At 70.3% G+C, this 19,158-nt stretch carries 20 protein-coding genes and 1 pseudogene; 10 read left to right on the forward strand and 11 right to left on the reverse strand.

Annotated features, from left to right (window positions below; translation table 11 throughout):
- From CCN56_RS07725 to CCN56_RS07760, 8 genes are all read right to left on the reverse strand, one after another.
- Window positions 1-1,016: carbohydrate binding domain-containing protein (locus CCN56_RS07725; protein ID WP_256961846.1), on the reverse strand; the 1,016-nt coding region annotated here is incomplete at its 3' end.
- Between the two features lie 77 nt (window positions 1,017-1,093).
- The gene (locus tag CCN56_RS07730; protein WP_086824881.1) at window positions 1,094-1,573 is read right to left on the reverse strand and encodes a hypothetical protein; all 480 of its coding nucleotides are present in this window, start codon (window positions 1,571-1,573) and stop codon (window positions 1,094-1,096) included.
- 124 nt (window positions 1,574-1,697) lie between these two features.
- Window positions 1,698-3,116 (reverse strand): FAD-binding oxidoreductase, encoded by a 1,419-nt coding sequence (locus CCN56_RS07735; RefSeq protein ID WP_086824883.1) that lies wholly within the window; start codon window positions 3,114-3,116, stop codon window positions 1,698-1,700.
- Between the two features lie 37 nt (window positions 3,117-3,153).
- A complete protein-coding gene (locus CCN56_RS07740; protein WP_041131499.1) occupies window positions 3,154-3,948 on the reverse strand; it encodes an ABC transporter permease in 795 nt (264 codons plus the stop codon).
- Window positions 3,948-4,877, reverse strand: a complete 930-nt coding sequence (locus CCN56_RS07745; protein WP_086824885.1) for an ABC transporter permease — start codon at window positions 4,875-4,877, stop codon at window positions 3,948-3,950. The genes CCN56_RS07740 and CCN56_RS07745 overlap by 1 nt, the downstream gene beginning before the upstream one ends.
- Window positions 4,874-6,022 (reverse strand): ABC transporter ATP-binding protein, encoded by a 1,149-nt coding sequence (locus CCN56_RS07750; RefSeq protein ID WP_086824887.1) that lies wholly within the window; start codon window positions 6,020-6,022, stop codon window positions 4,874-4,876. The genes CCN56_RS07745 and CCN56_RS07750 overlap by 4 nt, the downstream gene beginning before the upstream one ends.
- A gap of 43 nt (window positions 6,023-6,065) precedes the next feature.
- The gene (locus CCN56_RS07755) at window positions 6,066-7,313 is read right to left on the reverse strand and encodes a PotD/PotF family extracellular solute-binding protein (RefSeq protein WP_086824889.1); all 1,248 of its coding nucleotides are present in this window, start codon (window positions 7,311-7,313) and stop codon (window positions 6,066-6,068) included.
- Between the two features lie 49 nt (window positions 7,314-7,362).
- The gene (locus CCN56_RS07760; RefSeq protein WP_086824891.1) at window positions 7,363-8,877 is read right to left on the reverse strand and encodes a gamma-aminobutyraldehyde dehydrogenase; all 1,515 of its coding nucleotides are present in this window, start codon (window positions 8,875-8,877) and stop codon (window positions 7,363-7,365) included.
- A gap of 175 nt (window positions 8,878-9,052) precedes the next feature.
- On the opposite strand from CCN56_RS07760, the gene CCN56_RS07765 reads away from it, so the two are divergent.
- Window positions 9,053-9,601 carry an NADAR family protein gene (locus CCN56_RS07765; protein ID WP_086824893.1) on the forward strand — a complete coding sequence of 183 codons (549 nt, stop codon included), beginning with the start codon at window positions 9,053-9,055 and terminating at the stop codon, window positions 9,599-9,601.
- Window positions 9,602-9,676: 75 nt separating this feature from the next.
- Here the strand turns inward: CCN56_RS07765 and CCN56_RS07770 are convergent, their stop codons facing one another.
- Window positions 9,677-10,363, reverse strand: coding sequence for a DUF4190 domain-containing protein (locus CCN56_RS07770; RefSeq protein WP_179199734.1), 687 nt, complete (start codon window positions 10,361-10,363; stop codon window positions 9,677-9,679).
- 74 nt (window positions 10,364-10,437) lie between these two features.
- Here CCN56_RS07770 and CCN56_RS07775 point away from each other — a divergent pair, with 74 nt between their 5' ends.
- Both CCN56_RS07775 and CCN56_RS07780 read left to right on the forward strand, forming a co-directional pair.
- On the forward strand, window positions 10,438-11,469 hold the full coding sequence (locus CCN56_RS07775) for an adenosine deaminase (protein ID WP_086824895.1): 1,032 nt from the start codon (window positions 10,438-10,440) through the stop codon (window positions 11,467-11,469).
- A 36-nt stretch (window positions 11,470-11,505) separates the two neighbouring features.
- A complete protein-coding gene (locus CCN56_RS07780) occupies window positions 11,506-12,195 on the forward strand; it encodes a glycerophosphodiester phosphodiesterase (protein WP_086824897.1) in 690 nt (229 codons plus the stop codon).
- Window positions 12,196-12,257: 62 nt separating this feature from the next.
- Here CCN56_RS07780 and CCN56_RS07785 read toward each other — a convergent pair.
- Window positions 12,258-12,803, reverse strand: a pseudogene (locus CCN56_RS07785) (RNA-guided endonuclease TnpB family protein); the annotation flags it as partial.
- Window positions 12,804-13,140: 337 nt separating this feature from the next.
- On the opposite strand from CCN56_RS07785, the gene CCN56_RS07790 reads away from it, so the two are divergent.
- The 7 genes from CCN56_RS07790 (at window position 13,141) to CCN56_RS07815 (ending at window position 18,377) form a co-directional block, all read left to right on the forward strand.
- Complete coding sequence (locus CCN56_RS07790) at window positions 13,141-13,920, forward strand: SAM-dependent methyltransferase (RefSeq protein WP_086824899.1); 780 nt, start codon at window positions 13,141-13,143, stop codon at window positions 13,918-13,920.
- A gap of 14 nt (window positions 13,921-13,934) precedes the next feature.
- Window positions 13,935-15,053, forward strand: coding sequence for a sensor histidine kinase (locus CCN56_RS07795; protein WP_256961847.1), 1,119 nt, complete (start codon window positions 13,935-13,937; stop codon window positions 15,051-15,053).
- Window positions 15,050-15,757: a response regulator transcription factor gene (locus tag CCN56_RS07800; protein WP_086824903.1), complete on the forward strand. Its 708-nt coding sequence runs from the start codon at window positions 15,050-15,052 to the stop codon at window positions 15,755-15,757. Before CCN56_RS07795 ends, CCN56_RS07800 begins: the two co-directional genes overlap by 4 nt.
- Before the next feature lie 96 nt (window positions 15,758-15,853).
- The gene (locus CCN56_RS07805; protein WP_086824905.1) at window positions 15,854-17,017 is read left to right on the forward strand and encodes a serine hydrolase; all 1,164 of its coding nucleotides are present in this window, start codon (window positions 15,854-15,856) and stop codon (window positions 17,015-17,017) included.
- 80 nt (window positions 17,018-17,097) lie between these two features.
- Window positions 17,098-17,763 (forward strand): Crp/Fnr family transcriptional regulator, encoded by a 666-nt coding sequence (locus CCN56_RS07810; RefSeq protein ID WP_086824909.1) that lies wholly within the window; start codon window positions 17,098-17,100, stop codon window positions 17,761-17,763.
- Between the two features lie 83 nt (window positions 17,764-17,846).
- Window positions 17,847-18,020 (forward strand): hypothetical protein, encoded by a 174-nt coding sequence (locus tag CCN56_RS43005; RefSeq protein ID WP_179199735.1) that lies wholly within the window; start codon window positions 17,847-17,849, stop codon window positions 18,018-18,020.
- A gap of 33 nt (window positions 18,021-18,053) precedes the next feature.
- Entirely contained in the window at window positions 18,054-18,377 is a 324-nt protein-coding gene (locus tag CCN56_RS07815) for a hypothetical protein (RefSeq protein ID WP_086824911.1), read from the forward strand.
- 95 nt (window positions 18,378-18,472) lie between these two features.
- On the opposite strand, the gene CCN56_RS07820 is transcribed toward CCN56_RS07815, so the two are convergent.
- On the reverse strand, window positions 18,473-19,018 hold the full coding sequence (locus CCN56_RS07820) for a hypothetical protein (protein ID WP_086824913.1): 546 nt from the start codon (window positions 19,016-19,018) through the stop codon (window positions 18,473-18,475).
- Between the last annotated feature and the right edge of the window lie 140 nt (window positions 19,019-19,158).

Consider the following 19,158-nt stretch of genomic DNA (forward strand, 5'->3'; position numbering starts at 1 on the left):
CCGGCGGCCTGCTTGGCCTTGATCGCCGCCTTGAAGTCGGCGGGGGATTCGACGTTCGGGCATTCCGTGGCCGGGCAGAGGGTGAAGCGGATGTCTCCCGAGGTCACCGAGGTCGGTTCGCCGAAGGCCAGGTCGATGACGTCCCAGGAGTCGGGGACGTCGGCCATGCGGGTGTAGCCGGAGCCGTTGGCGAAGCTCGCGTGGAGGTAGCCGACGAGGGCGTGCGCGGGCAGGCCGCCGCCTCCGCCGCCGGAGGTCGTGGTCGCGCTCACGGCGGCCGACTTCGCCGACTCGCCCGCGCTGTTCGCCGCCGAGACCTGGAAGCCGTACGAGGTGCTGGGCGCGAGCCCGGTGGCGGTGTACGAGGTGCCGGTGACCGTCGCGGCGAGGGTGCCGCCGCGGTAGACCTTGTACGAGGTGGCGCCGGGGACCGCCGACCAGGTCAGCGGCACGGAGGTGGAGGTCGGGGAGCCGGCCGTGAGGCCGGTGGGGGTGGCCGGTGTCTGGACCGGGTCGCCGCCGGGGCCGTACAGGGAGAGGTCGTCGGCCTGGTAGGCGGGCGTGCCGTACCAGCCGTGGGTGTGGATCGTGACCGAGGTGGTCGAGGCGCCGGTGGTGAAGGTGGTGCTCAGTTTCTGCCAGTCGGGGGCGGAGGCCGTCCAGGTGGAGACGTCGGTGGTGCCGGTGCCGGAGGCGCCGAGGTAGACGTAGCTGCCGCGCACCCAGCCGCTCAGCGTGTAGGTGGAGTTGGGCTTGACCGTCACGGTCTGGGAGCACTGGGCGTTGTCGCTGCCGGCCGGGGTGGCCTGGAGCGCCTTCGTCCCGCCGTGCACGGGTGACGGGACGACGGCGCCGCTGCCCGCCGTGCAGGTCCAGCCGTCGAGGCCGGCCTCGAAGCCGCCGTTGCGGGCGAGTTCGGTGTCGGCGGCCCGGGCCGCGGCGGGGGTGAGGGCGAGGAGCCCGCCGGCGGCGAGGGCGCCCGCGAGCAGGAGCGTGAGGGGTCTGGCGCGGTCCACAACTGCCTCCGGAAGTGGGGGAATCGAAGGGGAGCACGGCGGAACGCGCCACAGCATGGTCCAGACCAATCGAGTGGTCAAGACCTCTCGCCGACTCCGCCCCCGCGCCCCAACCGCCCCGCCGCCTCATGCATCGCCAGCTCCAGGAGCGAGGCGTCGGTGAGGGTGCCCAGGCCGTCCGGCGCCACCAGCCAGCGGACCCGGCCGGTGACCCGCCCCGGATACGGGGCGACGATCCAGGTGCCGGCACCCGCGCCGCGCACCCCGGTGCCGAGCCAGCGGGCGGCGGTTCCCGGTGGGACGAAGAAGCCCATCCGGGCCTCGCCGAAGTCGGCCAGGACCGGGCCCGGCCGGTCCACGAGCCGGGTCAGCACGTCGAGCGTGGGATAGCCGAGTTCCCCCGGCAGAATCAGCACGTCCCAGCGCCTGCCGGCGGGCAGCAGCGCGACCCCGTGGGGGTTGCGCTCCCACTCCCACCGGCAGGCCTCGGGATCCGGTGCGACCGAAGCCAGCCATTCGACCGCGGCCTTGGCGCCGGAAGCCCCCGTACCAGTCATCGCGACGATCTCCTCTCCGTGTGGATGCCGCGAGCGCGGTGTCCACACGGAGAGAGCGGGTACGGGGGCTTCTCTTACGCGGTTTCGGCTACCGGTTGATTGTGACGTGGGTCACAATCTGACCTCAGCTGTCGAAGCCGAGGCCCAGGCGGTCCATGGCCTTCAGCCACAGGTTGCGCCGCCCGCCGTTCTCGTCGGCGCGGGCCAGCGACCACTTGGTGATGCCGATGCCGGCCCAGGCGACCGGCTCGGGCGGGAACGGCAGCGGCTTGGAGCGGACCATGTCGAGCTCCGTGCGCTCGGTGCGCTCCCCCGCGAGCAGGTCGAGCATCACGTCCCCGCCGAAGCGGGTGGCGCCGACGCCGAGGCCGGTGAACCCGGCCGCGTACGCCACCTTCCCCTGGTACGCCGTGCCGAAGAAGGCCGAGAAGCGCGAGCAGGTGTCGATCGCGCCGCCCCAGGCGTGGCTGAAGCGGAGCCCCTCCAGCTGCGGGAAGCAGCGGAAGAAGTGCTCGGCGAGCTTGAGGTAGGTCTCCGGGCGGTGGTCCATCTCCGCCTGCACCTTGCCGCCGTAGCGGTAGACCGCGTCGTAGCCGCCCCAGAGGATGCGGTGGTCCGCGGTGATCCGGAAGTAGTGGAACTGGTTCGCGGAGTCGCCGAGTCCCTGCCGGTTCTTCCAGCCGACCGAGGCGAGCTGCTCGGGGCTGAGCGACTCGGTCATCAGGGCGTAGTCGTACACCGGGACGGTGTACGGGCGGACGCGCTTGACCAGCGACGGGAAGACGTTGGTGCCGAGCGCGACCCGGCGGGCGAGCACCTTGCCGTACGGGGTGTGGACGCCCATCCCGGCGCCCACCGAGACCAGCCGGAGACCGGGGGTGTGCTCGTAGATCCGTACGCCCAGGTCGAGGCAGGCCCGCTTGAGGCCCCAGGCCAGCTTGGCCGGGTGGAGCATGGCGACGCCGCGCTTGTCCCACATGCCGCCGAGGAAGGTCGGGGAGTCGACCTCGGCCCGTACGGCGTCCCGGTCGAGGAATTCGACGCCGTCCGCGAGTCCGAGCCGGTCGAGCTCCTCGTACACCTCGGTCAGTTCCTCGACCTGGTACGGCTCGGTGGCGACGTCGATCTCGCCGGTGCGCTCGAACTCGCAGTCGAGGCCGTAGCGGGCGACGGTCTCCTCGATGGCGTCGAGGTTGCGCTCGCCCAGCCGCTCCAGCTTCGGCAGCTCGCCCGGCCAGCGGGCGAGCCCGTTGCCGAAGCCGTGGGTGAGGGAGGCCGCGCAGAAGCCTCCGTTGCGGCCCGAGGCGGCCCAGCCCACCTCGCGGCCTTCGATCAGTACGACATCCCGGGAGGGGTCGCGCTCCTTGGCGAGGAGCGCGGTCCACAGTCCGCTGTATCCGCCGCCGACCACGAGGAGATCGCACTTCTCGGTGCCGGTGAGGGCGGGCAGGGCTCCGGGCTTGCCGGGGTCTTCCAGCCAGAAGGGGACGGGCTGGGCGTCGGAGAGAGATTGTGCAGCGAGACGCATGGCGACTGGGGCCATGGTTTCCAACTCCTTCGGTGCCTGAGACGTCTTTCGCTCAGGCCGTTGCTGTTTTCTTGCGCCGGTTCGTGATGATCTGCCCGGCTGCGACCATCAGTACCGCGAGGACGAACATCGCGGTGCCGATGACGTTGATCTGAACGGGGGTTCCGCGCTGCGCCGAGCCCCAGACGAACATGGGGAAGGTGACGGTGGAGCCCGCGTTGAAGTTGGTGATGATGAAGTCGTCGAACGACAGCGCGAAGGCGAGCAGCGCGCCGGCGGCGATGCCGGGCGCGGCAATCGGCAGGGTCACGCGCAGGAAGGTCTGCGTCGGTCCCGCGTAGAGGTCGCGCGCGGCCTCCTCCAGGCGCGGGTCCATGGACATGACCCGGGCCTTGACCGCCGTCACGACGAACGACAGACAGAACATGATGTGGGCGATCAGGACCGTCCAGAAGCCCAGCTCGATGCCCATGTTGAGGAAGAGCGTGAGCAGCGAGGCGGCCATGACGACCTCGGGCATCGCCATCGGCAGGAAGATCAGCGAGTTGATCGCGCCGCGCGCCCGGAAGCGGTAGCGGACGAGCGCGAAGGCGATCATCGTGCCGAGGAGGACGGCGCCGAGCGTCGCCCAGGCGGCGAGCTGGAGCGAGAGCGAGAGCGACTCGCACATGTCGGCGACGCCGCAGGGGTCCTTCCAGGCGTCGAGCGAGAACTCCTGCCAGGAGTAGTTGAAGCGTCCCTTCGGCTTGTTGAAGGAGAACGCCATCACCACGAGGTTCGGCAGGATCATGTACGCGAGCGTCAGCAGGCCCGCGATGACGACCAGGTTCTTGCGGATCCAGCGCATCAGACCAGGTCCTCCGTTCCCGCCTTGCGGATGTAGACCGTGACCATGCCGAGCACGATCGCCATGAGGATGAAGGAGAGCGCGGCCGCCGTCGGGTAGTCGAGCACCCGCAGGAACTGCGACTGGATGACGTTGCCGACCATCTTGGTGTCGGTCGAGCCGAGCAGTTCGGCGTTGACGTAGTCGCCGCTCGCCGGGATGAAGGTGAGCAGGGTGCCGGAGACGACGCCGGGCATCGACAGCGGGAAGGTCACCTTGCGGAAGGTGGTCGCCGGGGAGGCGTACAGGTCCTGCGCGGCCTCGTGCAGCCGGCCGTCGATCCGCTCCAGGGAGGTGTAGAGGGGCAGGATCATGAAGGGCAGGAAGTTGTACGTGAGACCGCAGACCACGGCCATCGGGGTGGCGAGGACGCGGTTGCCCTCGGTCCAGCCGAGCCAGCTGGTGACGTCCAGGAAGTGGAGGGCGTTGAGCGCCTCCACCACGACGCTGTCGTCGGCCAGGATCGTCTTCCACGCGAGCGTGCGGATGAGGAAGCTGGTGAAGAACGGCGCGATGACGAGGACGAGCAGCAGGTTCCGCCAGCGGCCGGCCTTGAAGGCGATCAGGTACGCGAGCGGGTAGCCGAGCAGCAGGCAGAGCAGGGTCGCGGTCCCGGCGTACAGCAGAGAGCGGATGAACTGCGGCCAGTACTCCTGGAAGGCGTCCCAGTAGGTCTGGAAGTGCCAGGTGACCTCGAAGCCCTTCTCCAGGGAGCCGGTCTGCACCGAGGTCGAGGCCTGGTAGACCATCGGCAGCGCGAAGAAGACGAGCAGCCAGATGATGCCGGGCAGCAGCAGCCAGTACGGGACGAGCCGCTTGCGGGTGGAGGGCTTGCGCAGAACCGGTTCTTCGACCGGCCCCGGAGCCTCCTTCGTGAGGGTTGCGGTCACGAGGCGTCCTCCACCGTCTCCACGCCCGCGTCGATGTCCTGGGCCGCGTCGAGGCCGAAGGTGTGCGCCGGGTTCCAGTGCAGGACGACCTCGGCACCGGGGCGGAGCCGCGCGTCCCTCTCGATGTTCTGCTCGTAGACCTGGAGCTCCGCGCCCGCCGGCGAGTTCACCACGTACTGGGTGGAGACGCCGATGAAGGAGGAGTCGACGATCCGGCCGGTCACCCGGTTGCGGCCGTCGGCGATCTTCCCTGCGTCGTCGGCGTGCGCGAGCGAGATCTTCTCGGGGCGGACGCCCACGAGCACCTTGCCGCCCACGCGGACGGCGTCCGTACAGCGGTCGCCGGGCACACGGAGCTTGCTGCCGCCGGCCGTGGCCAGAACGTCGGCGCCGGTCTCCAGGACCTCGGCCTCGATCAGGTTCGAGGTGCCGAGGAAGTTGGCGACGAAGGTGGTCTGCGGGTTCTCGTACAGGTCGGCGGGGGCACCGAGCTGCTCGACCCGGCCGCCGTTCATCACCGCGACCTGGTCGGCCATCGTCATGGCCTCCTCCTGGTCGTGGGTGACGTGCACGAAGGTGATGCCGACCTCGGTCTGGATCCGCTTGAGCTCCAGCTGCATCTGGCGGCGCAGCTTGAGGTCGAGGGCACCGAGCGGCTCGTCGAGGAGCAGCACCTGCGGGTGGTTGATGAGCGCGCGGGCGACGGCGACGCGCTGCTGCTGGCCGCCGGAGAGCTGGTGCGGCTTCTTGTGGGCGTGCTCGCCGAGCTGGACGAGGTCGATCATCTCGTCGACCTGCTTCTTCACCGACTTGATGCCGCGGCGGCGCAGGCCGAAGGCGATGTTCTCGGAGATGTCCATGTGCGGGAAGAGCGCGTAGGACTGGAAGACGGTGTTGACCGGCCGTTTGTACGGCGGGAGGTCGGTGACGTCCCTGTCGCCGAGGAAGACGGTGCCGGTGGTCGGGTCCTCCAGGCCGGCGATCATGCGCAGCGTGGTGGTCTTGCCGCAGCCGGAGGCTCCGAGCAGGGCGAAGAAGGAGCCCTGCGGGACGGTCAGGTCGAGCGGGTGGACGGCGTGGAACGATCCGTACGACTTGCTGATCCCGGTGAGACGGACGTCGCCGCCGGTGGTGTTGTCAGTCATGGGTTGCGGTCCCAGGGGGTGAGAGAGGTGGACGAGGCCGGACTCAGGCGCCGATGAGCTTGGCGAACTTCTCCTCGTACGCCGTCTCTTCCTTGCTGCTGAGCGAGCGGAAGGCGTGCGACTTCTTGGCCATGGCCTTGTCCGGGAGGATCAGCACGTTGTTCGCGAGCTCGGGGTCGATCTTGGTGAGCTCGTCCTTGACCCCGTCGACGGGGCAGACGTAGTTGATGTACGCGGCGAGCTGGGCGGCGACGGGAAGCTCGTAGTAGTAGTCGATGAGCTTCTCGGCGTTCGTCTTGTGCCGGGCCTGCGCGGGGACGAGCAGGTTGTCGCTGGACGTGAGGTAACCGGCGGACGGGATGGCGTACCTGATGTCCGGGTTGTCCGCCTGGAGCTGGATGATGTCGCCGGCCCAGGCGAGGCAGGCCGCGATGTCGCCCTTGTCGAGGTCGGAGGTGTAGTCGTTGCCGGTGAAGCGGCGGATCTGCTTCTTGTCGACGCCCTTCTGGAGGCGCCCGATCGCCGCGTCGTAGTCGGCGTCCGTGAAGTTCCCCGGGTCCTTGCCCATGTCGAGCAGGGTCATGCCTATGGAGTCGCGCATCTCGGTGAGGAAGCCGACCCGGCCCTTGAGCGCGGGGTCGTCCAGGAGCTGGGTGACCGAGTCGACCTTCTTGCCGCCGGTCGCCTTGACGTTGTACGCGATGACGGTGGAGATGCCCGTCCACGGGTACGAGTAGGACCGGCCCGGGTCCCAGTCGGGGCGGCGGAACTGCGAGGACAGGTTCGCGTACGCGTTCGGCAGGTTGGCCGGGTCCAGCTTCTGGGCCCAGCCGAGCCGGATGATGCGGGCGGCGAGCCAGTCGGTGACGCAGATCAGGTCGCGGCCGGTGTCCTGGCCGGCCGCGAGCTGCGGCTTGATCTTGCCGAAGAACTCGACGTTGTCGTTGATGTCCTCGGTGTACTTGACCTTGATCCCGGTGCGCTTCGCGAACGCCTCCAGGGTCGGGCGGGACTTCTCGTCCTCGCTGACGTCCATGTACTCGGTCCAGTTGGAGAAGGCGACGGTCTTCTCCTTGGCCGAGAAGTCGGTGGACGCCGGGCCCTGGCCCTCTCGCTTGGCCGGCGGGATGCCGCAGGCGCTCAGGCCGGCGAGACCGCCGACCGTGAGCGCGCCGACGCCGCCCGCGCGCAGCATCGAACGGCGGCTGAGTGCGCCCCGGCCGCTCGTCATGCTGCGCCGTATCGCCGCCAGCTGCGCGGCCGACAGGCTCTCGGGCTCGTACTGCTCCATGCGCTGTGCCCTTTCGGGATGGGTGAGCCGCTGGTCGGGCGGCGAATTGCTATCGGTCCCCGAAGATCGTGCGGTGCCAGTCCTTCGCGGCGACCGCCGTGTTGTCGAACATCACGTGCTTGACCTGCGTGTACTCCTCGAAGGAGTAGGTCGACATGTCCTTTCCGTAACCGGAGGCCTTGGTGCCGCCGTGGGGCATCTCGCTGATGATCGGAATGTGGTCGTTGACCCACACACATCCCGCCTTGATCTCCCGCGTGGCGCGGTTGGCCCGGTAGACGTCACGGCTCCACGCGGAGGCCGCGAGGCCGTAGGGGGTGTCGTTGGCGAGCCGGATGCCCTCGTCGTCGCCGTCGAAGGGCAGGGCCACCAGGACCGGACCGAAGATCTCCGACTGCACGACCTCGCTGTCCTGCGCGGCGCCGATGATCAGGGTGGGACGGTAGTATGCGCCGTTCTTGAGCTCTCCACCAGGGGCTTCGCCTCCGGTGACGACGGTGGCGTAGCCGCGGGCGCGCTCGACGAAGCCGGCGACGCTGTCGCGGTGGCGGTGGCTGACGAGCGGTCCGAGGTCGGTGCCGGGCGCGAAGGGGTCGCCGACCCGGACGCTCTCCATGAGCTCGGCGACCCGGGCGACGAAGGCGTCGAAGAGCGGGCGCTGGACGTACGCGCGCGTGGCGGCGGTGCAGTCCTGGCCGCTGTTGATGAGGGAGGCGGCGACGGCGCCCTGGGCGGCGGCCTCCAGGTCGGCGTCGTCGAAGACGAGGAACGGGGCCTTGCCGCCGAGTTCGAGGTGGAGCCGCTTCACGGTGGCGGTGGCGACCTCGGCGACCCGCTTGCCGACCGGGGTGGAGCCGGTGAAGGAGGTCATGACGACGTCCGGGTGGCCGACGAGGTGCTCGCCGACGGTCCGGCCGGAGCCGCTGACGATGTTGATGACGCCGTCGGGGATGCCGGCCTCCTTCGCCGCCTGCGCGAACATCAGCGAGGTCAGCGGGGTGAGCTCGGCGGGCTTCAGGACGATCGTGTTGCCGGCGGCGATCGCCGGGAGGATCTTCCAGGCGGCCATCTGGAGCGGGTAGTTCCAGGGGGCGATGGAGCCGACGACGCCGATCGGTTCGCGCCGGATGTACGAGGTGTGGTCGCCGGTGTACTCGGCGGCCGACTGGCCCTGGAGGTGGCGGGCGGCCCCCGCGAAGAAGGCCGTGTTGTCGATCGTGCCCGGCACGTCGAACTCGGTGGTGAGCTTGAGCGGCTTGCCGCACTGGAGGGACTCCACCTCGGCGATGTCCTGCGCCCAGTCGGCGAGGACGCCGGCGAGGCGGTGCAGCGCGTCGGAGCGCTCGCCGGGGGTGGCGCCCGCCCAGCCGGGGAAGGCGGCCTTGGCGGCGGCGACGGCCTCGTCCACGTCGGCGGTGGAGGCGAGCCTGTAGGTGTAGACGCTCTCGCCCGTCGCCGGGTCGATCACGCTGTGTTCCTGATCTGAGGTTCCGGCACGGAGCCTTCCGCCGACGTACTGCGCGCCGTCCGCGAAGCGGTCGGTCACCTGGAAGCGGTTGGTCATGGTGCTCTCCGTTGTCCCAGCTCGAATTGAGTGCCGATCCTGGCAGAGTGAGACGCACGCAACAAGGGATTCCGTTGTTGCCTTTTGGTTACGCAACGGAATCGGTGGACCATGTGTCGAGGGGGTCCGAAAATCTCCGTACGGAGTGTCCGTGGCGGATGCCAGACTCGCGTGTATGACCAAGATCGAAGAGCTGACGCAGCAGGTCACCAGGGGTGACCGGGTGAAATGGCTGCACTTCTGGGGGCACCGCCCGCACCCCGACGGCCGCCTCTCGGCGAGCTGTCTGAGCCAGTGGTGGCCGGCGCCCTTCACGGTCGACGGAGTGGCCTACGCGACCGCCGAGCACTGGATGATGGCCGCCAAGGCCCGCCTCTTCCAGGACGCCGACGCCGAGCGGGCCGCGCTGACCGCCCGTACCCCCGCGGAGGCCAAGAAGGCGGGCCGGCTCGTCCGCGGCTTCGACGACGCGGTCTGGGAGCGGGAGCGCTTCGGGATCGTCGTCGAGGGCAGCGTGCACAAGTTCTCCTCGGACGAGGCCCTGCGCGCGTACCTGGTGGGCACGGGCGAGCGCGTCCTGGTGGAGGCCAGCCCGCTGGACCGCGTCTGGGGCATCGGGCTCGCCGCCGACGACCCCCGCGCCCACGACCCGGCCCGCTGGCGCGGGCTCAACCTGCTGGGCTTCGCCCTGATGGAGGCGCGGGAGCGGCTGCGGGCGGCGTGAACACGTTGCGCGCGAACACGCGAAGGGCCCCGCACCTCCTCGGGGGAGGTGCGGGACCCAAGGCCGTGGCGTTCCTCAGCGCGGGGCGCTGAAGGACGTCTCGCTCACCCCCCAGGGGTCGTCGCTCGTCTTGCTCCACTCGTCCGCGTGCGTGGCGAGGAAGACGATGAGCGCGATGCCCGCGATGCCGAGGGCGATGCCGATGGAGCCGAGCGTGATGCCGGCGACGGCCTGCCCCTTGTTGGACGCCTCGCCCCGCAGGAACCGCTTGCGGCCCACGATCCCGAGGGGCAGTGCGACCCCTCCCAGGATCAGGCCGAGGATGCCGTACGAACAGAAGGCGAGCGCGACGGCGAGGATGCCCAGCACCATCGACGCCGTGCCCATCCCGTTGTTCTGCGGCTGCCCGCCGAGCACGCCGTATCCGGGGTACCCGGGGTAGCCGTACCCCGAGGTGACCGGAGGCGTCGGCGACGCCGGCGGATAGCCGTACGTGCCGGGCGCTGCCGCCGGGTAGCCGTACCCGGGCGCGGCCGCCGGGCCGCCGGGGGCGACCGGCGGCGGCGGGACGTCGCCACCCGGAGCCCCCGGAGTACCCGGACCCCCCGGCGCGGCCGGGAAGGACGTCATGGTCGGCTGGTCGTGCACCGGCGAGGGCGACGGCGTCGCCGGCTTGCTCAGTTCCACCCCGTCGCGGTTCGGCGGAGCCCACGGGTCCGTCGGGTCGTACCCGCCCGGCTGCTGGTCTCGATTGTCAGACATGGGCCTCCCCCATCATGGTCACGCCATGCTAAGGCCTCGCCCTGCGGGGGGATCGCCCGGCCTACGATGACCCGATGACCGATCTCCACCCCTTCATCGCGGGGCTCCCCAAGGCCGAACTGCACGTCCACCACGTGGGCTCCGCCTCGCCCCGGATCGTCGCCGAGCTCGCGGCCCGGCACCCGGACTCGAAGGTCCCCACGGACCCGGAGGCGCTCACCGACTACTTCACCTTCACGGACTTCGCGCACTTCATCGACGTCTATCTGTCGGTCGTCGACCTGGTCCGCACCCCCGAGGACGTCCGGCTCCTCACCTTCGAGATCGCCCGGGACATGGCCCGGCAGAACATCCGTTACGCCGAGCTGACCATCACCCCGTACTCCTCCACCCGCCGCGGAATCGACGAGCGCGCCTTCATGGCGGCGATCGAGGACGCCCGCAAGGCGGCCGAGGCCGAGTTCGGCACCATCCTGCGCTGGTGCTTCGACATCCCGGGCGAGGCCGGCCTCGTCTCCGCCGAGGAGACCGCGCGGCTCGCGACCACCGACGGGCTGCGCCCGGAGGGCCTGGTCTCCTTCGGCCTCGGCGGCCCCGAGATCGGCGTGCCGCGCCCGCAGTTCAAGCCGTACTTCGACCTGGCCCGCGCGGCCGGCCTGCACTCCGTCCCGCACGCCGGCGAGACGACCGGCCCCGAGACCGTCTGGGACGCGATCCGCGAGCTCGGCGCCGAGCGCATCGGCCACGGCACCAGCTCCGCCCAGGACCCCGAGCTCCTCGCACACCTCGCCGAGCACCGGATCGCCCTGGAGGTCTGCCCGACGTCGAACATCGCGACCCGGGCCGTCGCCGCCCTGGAGGAGCACCCGATCCGGCAGTTCGTCGACGCCGGGGTCCTCGTCACGATCAACAGCGACGACCCGCCGATGTTCGGCACGGACCTCAACGCCGAGTACGCCGTCGCCGCGCGTCTCCTCGGTCTCGACGAGCGCGGTGTCGCCGCCCTCGCCAAGAACGCGGTGGAGGCCTCCTTCCTCGACGCGGCCGGCAAGGCCAGGATCGCCGCCGAGATCGACACGTACACGAACGACTGGCTGGCGCGCTGACCCCGCCGGGAAGCCGGCGCCGACGAGAATGGGGCCATGCGCCCTGTGACTGTCGTAGCCCATCGCGGCGACCCCTACCGCGTCCGTGAGAACACGCTCCCCTCGATCGTCTCGGCGATCGAGCGGGGGGCGGATGCGGTCGAGATCGACGTCCGGCTGACGGCGGACGGGGTGCCCGTCCTCCTCCACGACGACACCCTCAAGCGGCTGTGGGGCCACGACCGGCCGCTCTCCGGCCTCTCGCACGAGCTGCTGCGCGAGCTCACCTTCGACGGGGTGCCGACCCTGCGGGAGGCGCTGATCGCCGCCGGGGACCACCCGCTGATGCTGGACCTGCCGGGCGGGAACGAGGACTCGGTCCGCACGATCGTCCGTACGGTCCGCGAGTGCGGCGCCGGGGAGCGCGTCTCCTACTGCGCGGGCGCCGTGGCGATGCTCCAGGTGCGGGCCGCCGACCCGGCCGCCGAGATCGCCCTCACGTGGACCTCCCTCGCCCCGCCCCGGCGCGTCCTCCTCGACGCCGTGCGGCCGAAGTTCCTCAACTACCGTTTCGGCCTGGTGAGTCGGGAGCTGACCGAGCGGATCCACCGGGACGGGCTGCTCGTCTCGGCCTGGACGGCGGACACGAAACGCACCATGCGTAAGCTGATCAAGAACGGGGTCGACTCGGTCACCACGAACCGGGTCGACGCACTCGCCGCCGTGCTGCGAAAGGCTCGCGATTGACTCCTCCCCCTCGTAAACGAGGGGGATTCCCGGCTCACTTCGCCTGTCCCCCAGCAGGGGGCGGGGCTTACAAGATCAGCACTAGCCGGGTTGAGACCAGCCCGGACGAGCATCACGCGGGCGGAGTTCTTGTCCCTGGGGGACGAGGTTCCGCACGCGGTGCACGTATACGTTCTCTCGGAAAGAGGTAGGCGGTGCTTGGCTCTCGCTCCGCAGTGCGCACAGTCCATGGTGGTGTGCGCGGGGTGGACCAGGTGCAGGGTCCGGCCGTGCTTGCGGGCCATCTCGATCAGGGCGGTCTCGGTCGCGCCGATCGCGGCATCCGCGGCCTTCCTGGCCATGGTCGACTTCGCCAGGAACCGGGGGCGGAAGTCCTCGACCGCCAGGGCGTCGTGGTCGCGGACCACAGCCTTGGCCCTTCCCCAAGCTCTCAACTTCGTTCGAGCAGGGGATACCCCATTGCGGCCGGTGTCCTGCCGCTGCCGGGTGACCTTCTTGTGCAGTTTCGCGGCCTGCCGCTGCGCCTTCCGGTAGCCCTTGGTCTGGGGCTTGCCCTTGGGGGCGCGGCAGCGGGACGTCTGCCGCTGGCAGTGCGCGAGGCGCTCAGCTGGACAGGGCCGCACGTCTGCTGGTCGTCGGGGTTCTTCCTGTTCGCGGCATGGACCTCGCGGGACATCGCCACGCACTCGTTCCACGCCCAACGACACCACCCCCACTCCGCCTCCAACGCGGCACGGGCGGTGGACGACACACGCAGCCGGAAGGTGTACCGGGCGTGCCCGACCACCTCATCGGCCATCGGTGTCGTCGTCTTGAGATCAACCCACCGGCCGCCGCTGACAACGCCGGTCCGCCCAGAGGGCGAACCGGCTTTCCCTGCCCTGCTCCGCAGGCGCTTCGTTTCCTCCCCCGCCTAAACGTGGGGGTATCCACGGAGGAGTCCAGATGAACGACCGGATCCGCACCGACATCGCCCACAACGCCCGGGTGTGGAACTACTGGCTGGGCGGCAAGGACAACTATCCGGTGGACCGCGCGGTCGGCGACCAGGTCACCGGCTTCTATCCGAGCATCGGCGAGGTGGCGCGCGCGGACCGGGCGTTCCTCGGCCGGACGGTGACCCATCTGGCCGCCGAGGCGGGCGTCCGCCAGTTCCTCGACATCGGTACGGGCCTGCCGACCGCCGACAACACCCACGAGGTGGCGCAGCGGATCGCCCCCGACGCCCGGATCGTCTACGTCGACAACGACCCGATCGTCCTCACGCACGCCCGCGCACTCCTGACGAGCTCGCCGGAGGGCGTCACGGAGTACGTCGACGCCGACGCTCACGACCCGGAGCGGATCGTCGCGGCGGCCGTCGGCACGCTCGACCTGTCCCGCCCGGTCGCGGTGCTGATGCTCGGCATCCTCAACTTCGTCCTGGACACCGACGAGGCCCGGTCGATCGTGCGGACCCTGATGGCCGCCATGCCCTCGGGCAGTCACCTGGTGCTGACCCATCCGACCCTGGAGCCGGAGCTCGGCGGCGAGGGCAACAAGGCCGCGATGGACTTCTGGAACGAGAACGCGACCCCGCCGATCACCGCCCGCACCCGGGAGGAGTTCACCTCCTTCTTCGACGGCCTCGACCTGCTCGATCCGGGCATCGTCTCCTGCGCGCGCTGGCGCGCCGAGGAGGGCCCCGTGGTGGCGCAGTTCGGCGCGGTGGGCCGCAAGCCGTAATGGACATAAGGGGGATGCGCGAGCTGCGCACATGGGGGGCCGCCCATCCGTGGGCGGTGGACATCGGCCTCGCCCTCGTCGTGCAGGCGGCGATGACGATGCCGTTCGTGGTGCCGCGCGGGCCCGAGCTCGAACCGGCGACCTGGCCGGCGTACGGCCTGACGACGCTCACCGTGGTGCCGCTGGTGTGGCGGCGACGTGCGCCGATGACGGTGCTGCTGGCGATCCTGGCGACGAGCGCGCTGTACAAGCTGGCGGTCGAGGGGCCGGGGCAGCCGCTGCCGTACACGGGTCTGGTGAGCGTCTACACGATCGCGGTGCTCGCGGCGCCGTGGCAGCGGATGGCGACGGCGGGGCTCCTGGTGGTCGCGGTGCCGGCATCGGTGTGGCTCAACACCCAGTCGGCGCGCGAACTGACCTTCTCCCTCTTCGTGTTCGGCGCCGCCTATGTCTTCGGGCGGCTCACGGACGCCCGGCAGCGGGCCCAGCGGGTGGAGGCCGAGCAGGCCGCCGCGCGCGAACGGGCCAGGATCGCCCGGGAGATGCACGACATCCTGTCGCACGCGGTGAGCCTGATGGTCGTGCAGGCGGAGGCGGGCCCGGTCGCGGTGCGGGCGGCGCCCGAGCGCGCGGAGGCGGCGTTCGAGGCGATCTCGGAGACGGGCCGGGAGGCGATGGTCCAGCTGCGGCAGATGCTGGGGCTCCTTCGCGAGGGCGGTGAGACGGCGGCCCCGAGGGAGCCGCAGCCGGACCTCGCGGACCTCCCCGCCCTCCTTGACCGGGTGCGGGCCGGCGGTCTGACCGTCGGGTACGCGACGGAGGGCGGGGTACGGGCGCTGCCCGCGGCGACCGGCGCGAGCGTCTACCGGATCGTGCAGGAGGCGCTGACGAACGTGGTGAAGCACGCGCGGGCCCGCACGGTCGACGTCCGGCTCGCCCACGCCGACGGCGTCCTGCGGGTCACGGTGACCGACGACGGACGCGGCCCGCAGGGCGGCCCGGGCGGGCACGGCCTGGTGGGCGTCAGGGAGCGGGCCGCCGCGCACGGCGGGACGGCGGAGACGGGCGCCGGCCCGGGCGGCCGGGGTTTCGAGGTGCGGGTCCTGCTGCCCGTACGGGAGGGAGAGGGATGACGATCCGGGTGGTGGTCGCGGACGACCAGGAACTGGTCCGCAGCGGCTTCGCGATGATCCTGGACGCGCAGCCGGACATCGAGGTGGTGGCGGAGGCCGGGGACGGGACGGAGGCCGTCGAGGCGGTGCGCCGGCTCGCGCCGGACGTGGCGCTGCTCGACATCCGGATGCCCCGGACGGACGGCATCGAGGCCTGCCGGGCGATCAGTGCGGAGTCCGGCTGCCGGACGGTGATGCTGACGACCTTCGACACCGACGCGTACGTGTACGAGGCGCTGCACGCGGGCGCGAGCGGCTTCCTCCTCAAGGACGTGCGGCGGGACGACCTGGTGCACGCGGTACGGGTGGTGGCGGCGGGCGACTCGCTGCTCGCGCCGTCCGTGGCGCGGCGGCTGGTGGAGCAGTACACGGCGGGCGGCCCGCGCAGGACGACCGATTCCCGGCTGGACGTCCTCACCGGCCGGGAGCGCGAGACGCTCCTCCTGCTCGCCCGGGGCCTGTCGAACGCGGAGATCGCGGCGGAGCTGGTGGTCAGCGACCACACGGTGAAGACCCACGTGGGGAACGTGCTGGCCAAGCTGGGGCTGCGGGACCGGATCCAGGCGGTGATCTGCGCGTACGAGACGGGCCTGGTCGCGGCGGGCTCTCCCCCGCACGGGGGAGGCGCCGGGACCGGTCCCTCCCCCGCGCCGGGGAGGAACTGACCCGCCGAAGACCGCCGGTGCGGGCGATCCGTGGATCGCCGCAGGTCAGCAGGATGGAGCCATCGAGAACAACGGCTCACACCACCGGAGTTGACCATGAGGAAGACCACCACCCGCACCCTGCTCGCCGCCGCCCTGGTCCTGGGCGTGGCGGCCGGCCCGGCGCTCACCCCCGCCTTCGCCGCCACCTCACAGTCGGCGGTACAGGTGTCGAGCCCGGACCTGAGCGCGGTGATCGCGGGACTCCCCCGGGCCGACGCGACGGCCGCCCTTGTCCGGGTCGGCGGCACCGAGGGCGCCTGGCAGGGCAGCGCCGGCGTGCACGACCTGGAGACGAACGCCCCGGCGGACCCGGCCGCCCGCTTCCGGGCCGGTTCGGTGACGAAGGTGTTCACGGCGGCGACCGTCCTCCAGCTGGCCACCGAGGGCCGGATCGACCTGGACCGGACGGCCCGCTCGTACCTCCCGGACCTGATCCCCGACCGGTACGCCACGGTGACCGTGCGCCAGCTCCTGAACCACACCCACGGCATCCCGGCCGCGGACATGCCCGGGGAGACGGTCGAGGAGTGGTACGCGAACCGTTTCGACGTCCACACCCCGGAGGAGCTGGTCCGCTCGGCGACGGCGCAGCCGCGCGAGTTCGCGCCGGGCACGCAGCAGCACTACCTGAACATCGGGTACACGATCGCCGGCCTGATCGTGGAGCGGGTCACGGGCGACTCGTACGAGCACCAGGTGGAGCGGCGGATCCTGCGGCCGCTCGGCCTGCGGAACACGTACCTCCCGCGCGGGGCGGCCGAGATCACCGGCCCGTACAACCACGGCTACCAGACGATGAAGCTCGACGACGGCACGACGGGCCTGCGTGACGTCTCGGAGTGGGGGACGTCGGAGGCCTGGGCCGCCGGGGACCTCGTCTCGACCACCGCCGACCTGGAGCACTTCACGAAGGCCCTGTTCAAGGGCCGTGTGGTGCGCGGTCCGCTCCTGGAGGAGATGTTCACGCTCCCGAAGGTCCCCGACTTCCAGTCGGGTGACCCGGCGGCGTTCTCCGTCGGCCTGTCGATGAAGAAGCTCGGCGGCCGCGAGGTGTGGGGCAAGACCGGTGGCCGCTGGGGCTACAACACGGCGATCGCCTCGACCCGCGACGGCGCCCGCACCCTCGTCTACAGCGTCAACGCCACCGACGCGAAGGGCCAGGACATGAACAAGACGGCCCTGCGCCTGATGGTGGCGGCCTACGGCCTGCCGGAGTGAGCGGGGCCCGCCGCCTCCGGTTCGAGAACCTCATGTGATGCATTCATACACAGTCTCGTGCGCAGAACTACACTCGAACCATGCAGAAGGACGCGACATCGCCACTCGAAGACGAGGGTCAGCTCCGGGAGCTGGAAAGCCTCGGCACCCCCGTCACCTTCCAGGCCGGGCAGACGATCTTCACGGAGGGTCACCCGTCCCGCACCGTCCTCCTCCTCAAGGAGGGGCATGTGATCGTGAGCAAGGCCGGAGACGGCTCGGAGATCCTCCTCGCGACCCGGGGCCCGGGGGTTGTCCTGGGTGACGAGGGCGTCCTCATGTCCGAGGTGCGATCCGCCAGCATCCGCGCCCTGACCGAGGTATCCGGCGTCGACATCTCGGCCGAGGACCTCATCCGCTTCATCAACGAGAAGCAACTGTGGCCGGGGATGTATCGCAGCGCCGTCATCCGCCGCCGCGAGTCCGACGAGGAACGAGCCCTCCTCGCACGCCACAACGTGAAGGTCCGCCTGGCCCGATGGCTGGTCGCCATGGCCGAGGAGATGGGCGAGCAGTCAGGTGACGATTGGCTCATCGACGTGGCCTTCTCCCAGCAGGACATCGCAAGCCGCATCGGCTCCTCGCGAGAAGGGGTCGCCACGGCGCTCCGCCACCTCCGGGAGGAGGGGTTGGTCAGCACCGGACGCCAGACACTCACCCTGCATGACGTCCAGGCTCTGCGCGCCACAGCACAACTGAAGGAGTAGACACACTAAAGTCTGTGTGTAATTCTACACAGACGACAGTGAACTCCTGCCGGGGAGTTCACGGGTGAACACATGGGGGAGCCTTGACTCTTCAGGTGATCGGAGCCCTGTGCATTCTCGTCTCGCTGGTCGGCGAGGGTCTGAAGATCAGCGAGGTGGAGGTGCGTCAGCTCTCGCGGGCCCGCGCCATCACGCTGGCAGCACTGGGGATTCTCTTCATCGCCCTGCCACTCCTGACGGGAGGCCTCACCTCCTGACCCCCAGGCCCGTCCGACGAACCGTGGTGAACCATGTCAGAACAACTGGGACCCTTCCAAGGCATATGGGATGCGTGGGTCGAGGCCGAGCGAGAGATCGCCCAGAAGCCGCTGGAGCACTTCGAGCGAGCTACTCAGATCCAGTTCGACGAGCTGAAGGAGCACCTCTCCGAGGGAAACCGTGAGGCAGCGGCCCGCGAGCTCATCGACGTCGTGAGCATCGCCCTGAACAATCTCCGGAACCTCGGGTTCACCCCTCAGGAGATCGCGGAGCTGGCCCGGGAGCGGGCGGATCGGCGGATGAGGGGCCAAGCGAAAGAGATTCTCGAGAAGTACAGGAAGACTTACGGGATCTAGCGGCGAAGGACGCCTCTGCGGAGCTCTCCAGGCCACGACCACGGCCCGGAGAGCTCCGCCGGTTCCGGCCACTCACCCACCCGAGACCGGACCGGTCAACGAGCCGCTGGCACACCGATCGGTGGCGAGACCTGAACCAGACTCTCGAGTCGCTTGATCAACCCGCGTACGTGGAGCAGCGGCAGGATGCCGATGACGCCGAAGGACATGTCGATGACCGACCACCAGAAGGGGATGTCCCGGATCGGTCCGCAGATCAGGGCCAGTGGGATGATGCCGACGCAGGCGATCATGCCGAACTCGACGACCCAGATGTTGCGGACCGGATCGCGGTAGGGGCCGTAGAAGGCGACCGCGATGACGAGGTGGGCGAAGGCCAGCCAGTCGGTGCCGTAGAGCAGGTAGGGGGCCTGCTCGTCGGCGGCGCGGACGCCGCCCTCCACGCGGTCGATCCACTCCGCGAGTCCCGGGAAGAGGTCGGCGACGGGGGACGCCCAGCCGTCCAAGGAGGCGTCGAGGAGACGGAGTTCGGTGACGAGCGGGAAGGCGGTGGCCCCGCTCAGGGCCAGGCAGACGACGAAGACGATCAGCCAGACGCGGATGTGCGTGAGAAGGGCTCTCGGCCCGTTCGTGTCGCTCATGGAGACAACGTACACCCCTCTTGAACGCGTTCAGAAAAGAGGGGTGGTTGTTTTTGAGCGCGTTCAGAAGCGGGCGGCGACCTTCCGCCCCACGGCGTGCGAGACCACCGTCGCCCCCGCCGCCACCGCGAGCCCCGCCA

Origin of the sequence: Streptomyces sp. NRRL B-24572 (assembly GCF_002156145.1) — a bacterium.
In the GTDB taxonomy this organism is placed as follows: domain Bacteria; phylum Actinomycetota; class Actinomycetes; order Streptomycetales; family Streptomycetaceae; genus Streptomyces; species Streptomyces vietnamensis.

Bases quoted from the DNA above. Each gene is read 5' to 3' on its own strand.
- CCN56_RS07820 (WP_086824913.1), bottom strand. From the start codon at position 19,018: ATGAGCGACACGAACGGGCCGAGAGCCCTTCTCACGCACATCCGCGTC.
- CCN56_RS07815 (WP_086824911.1), top strand. From the start codon at position 18,054: ATGTCAGAACAACTGGGACCCTTCCAAGGCATATGGGATGCGTGGGTC.
- CCN56_RS07775 (WP_086824895.1), top strand. From the start codon at position 10,438: ATGACCGATCTCCACCCCTTCATCGCGGGGCTCCCCAAGGCCGAACTG.
- CCN56_RS07800 (WP_086824903.1), top strand. From the start codon at position 15,050: ATGACGATCCGGGTGGTGGTCGCGGACGACCAGGAACTGGTCCGCAGC.
- CCN56_RS07780 (WP_086824897.1), top strand. From the start codon at position 11,506: ATGCGCCCTGTGACTGTCGTAGCCCATCGCGGCGACCCCTACCGCGTC.
- CCN56_RS07740 (WP_041131499.1), bottom strand. From the start codon at position 3,948: ATGCGCTGGATCCGCAAGAACCTGGTCGTCATCGCGGGCCTGCTGACG.
- CCN56_RS07735 (WP_086824883.1), bottom strand. From the start codon at position 3,116: ATGGCCCCAGTCGCCATGCGTCTCGCTGCACAATCTCTCTCCGACGCC.
- CCN56_RS07805 (WP_086824905.1), top strand. From the start codon at position 15,854: ATGAGGAAGACCACCACCCGCACCCTGCTCGCCGCCGCCCTGGTCCTG.
- CCN56_RS07810 (WP_086824909.1), top strand. From the start codon at position 17,098: ATGCAGAAGGACGCGACATCGCCACTCGAAGACGAGGGTCAGCTCCGG.
- CCN56_RS07790 (WP_086824899.1), top strand. From the start codon at position 13,141: ATGAACGACCGGATCCGCACCGACATCGCCCACAACGCCCGGGTGTGG.
- CCN56_RS07755 (WP_086824889.1), bottom strand. From the start codon at position 7,313: ATGGAGCAGTACGAGCCCGAGAGCCTGTCGGCCGCGCAGCTGGCGGCG.
- CCN56_RS07795 (WP_256961847.1), top strand. From the start codon at position 13,935: ATGCGCGAGCTGCGCACATGGGGGGCCGCCCATCCGTGGGCGGTGGAC.
- CCN56_RS07730 (WP_086824881.1), bottom strand. From the start codon at position 1,573: ATGACTGGTACGGGGGCTTCCGGCGCCAAGGCCGCGGTCGAATGGCTG.
- CCN56_RS07750 (WP_086824887.1), bottom strand. From the start codon at position 6,022: ATGACTGACAACACCACCGGCGGCGACGTCCGTCTCACCGGGATCAGC.
- CCN56_RS07760 (WP_086824891.1), bottom strand. From the start codon at position 8,877: ATGACCAACCGCTTCCAGGTGACCGACCGCTTCGCGGACGGCGCGCAG.
- CCN56_RS07770 (WP_179199734.1), bottom strand. From the start codon at position 10,363: ATGTCTGACAATCGAGACCAGCAGCCGGGCGGGTACGACCCGACGGAC.
- CCN56_RS07765 (WP_086824893.1), top strand. From the start codon at position 9,053: ATGACCAAGATCGAAGAGCTGACGCAGCAGGTCACCAGGGGTGACCGG.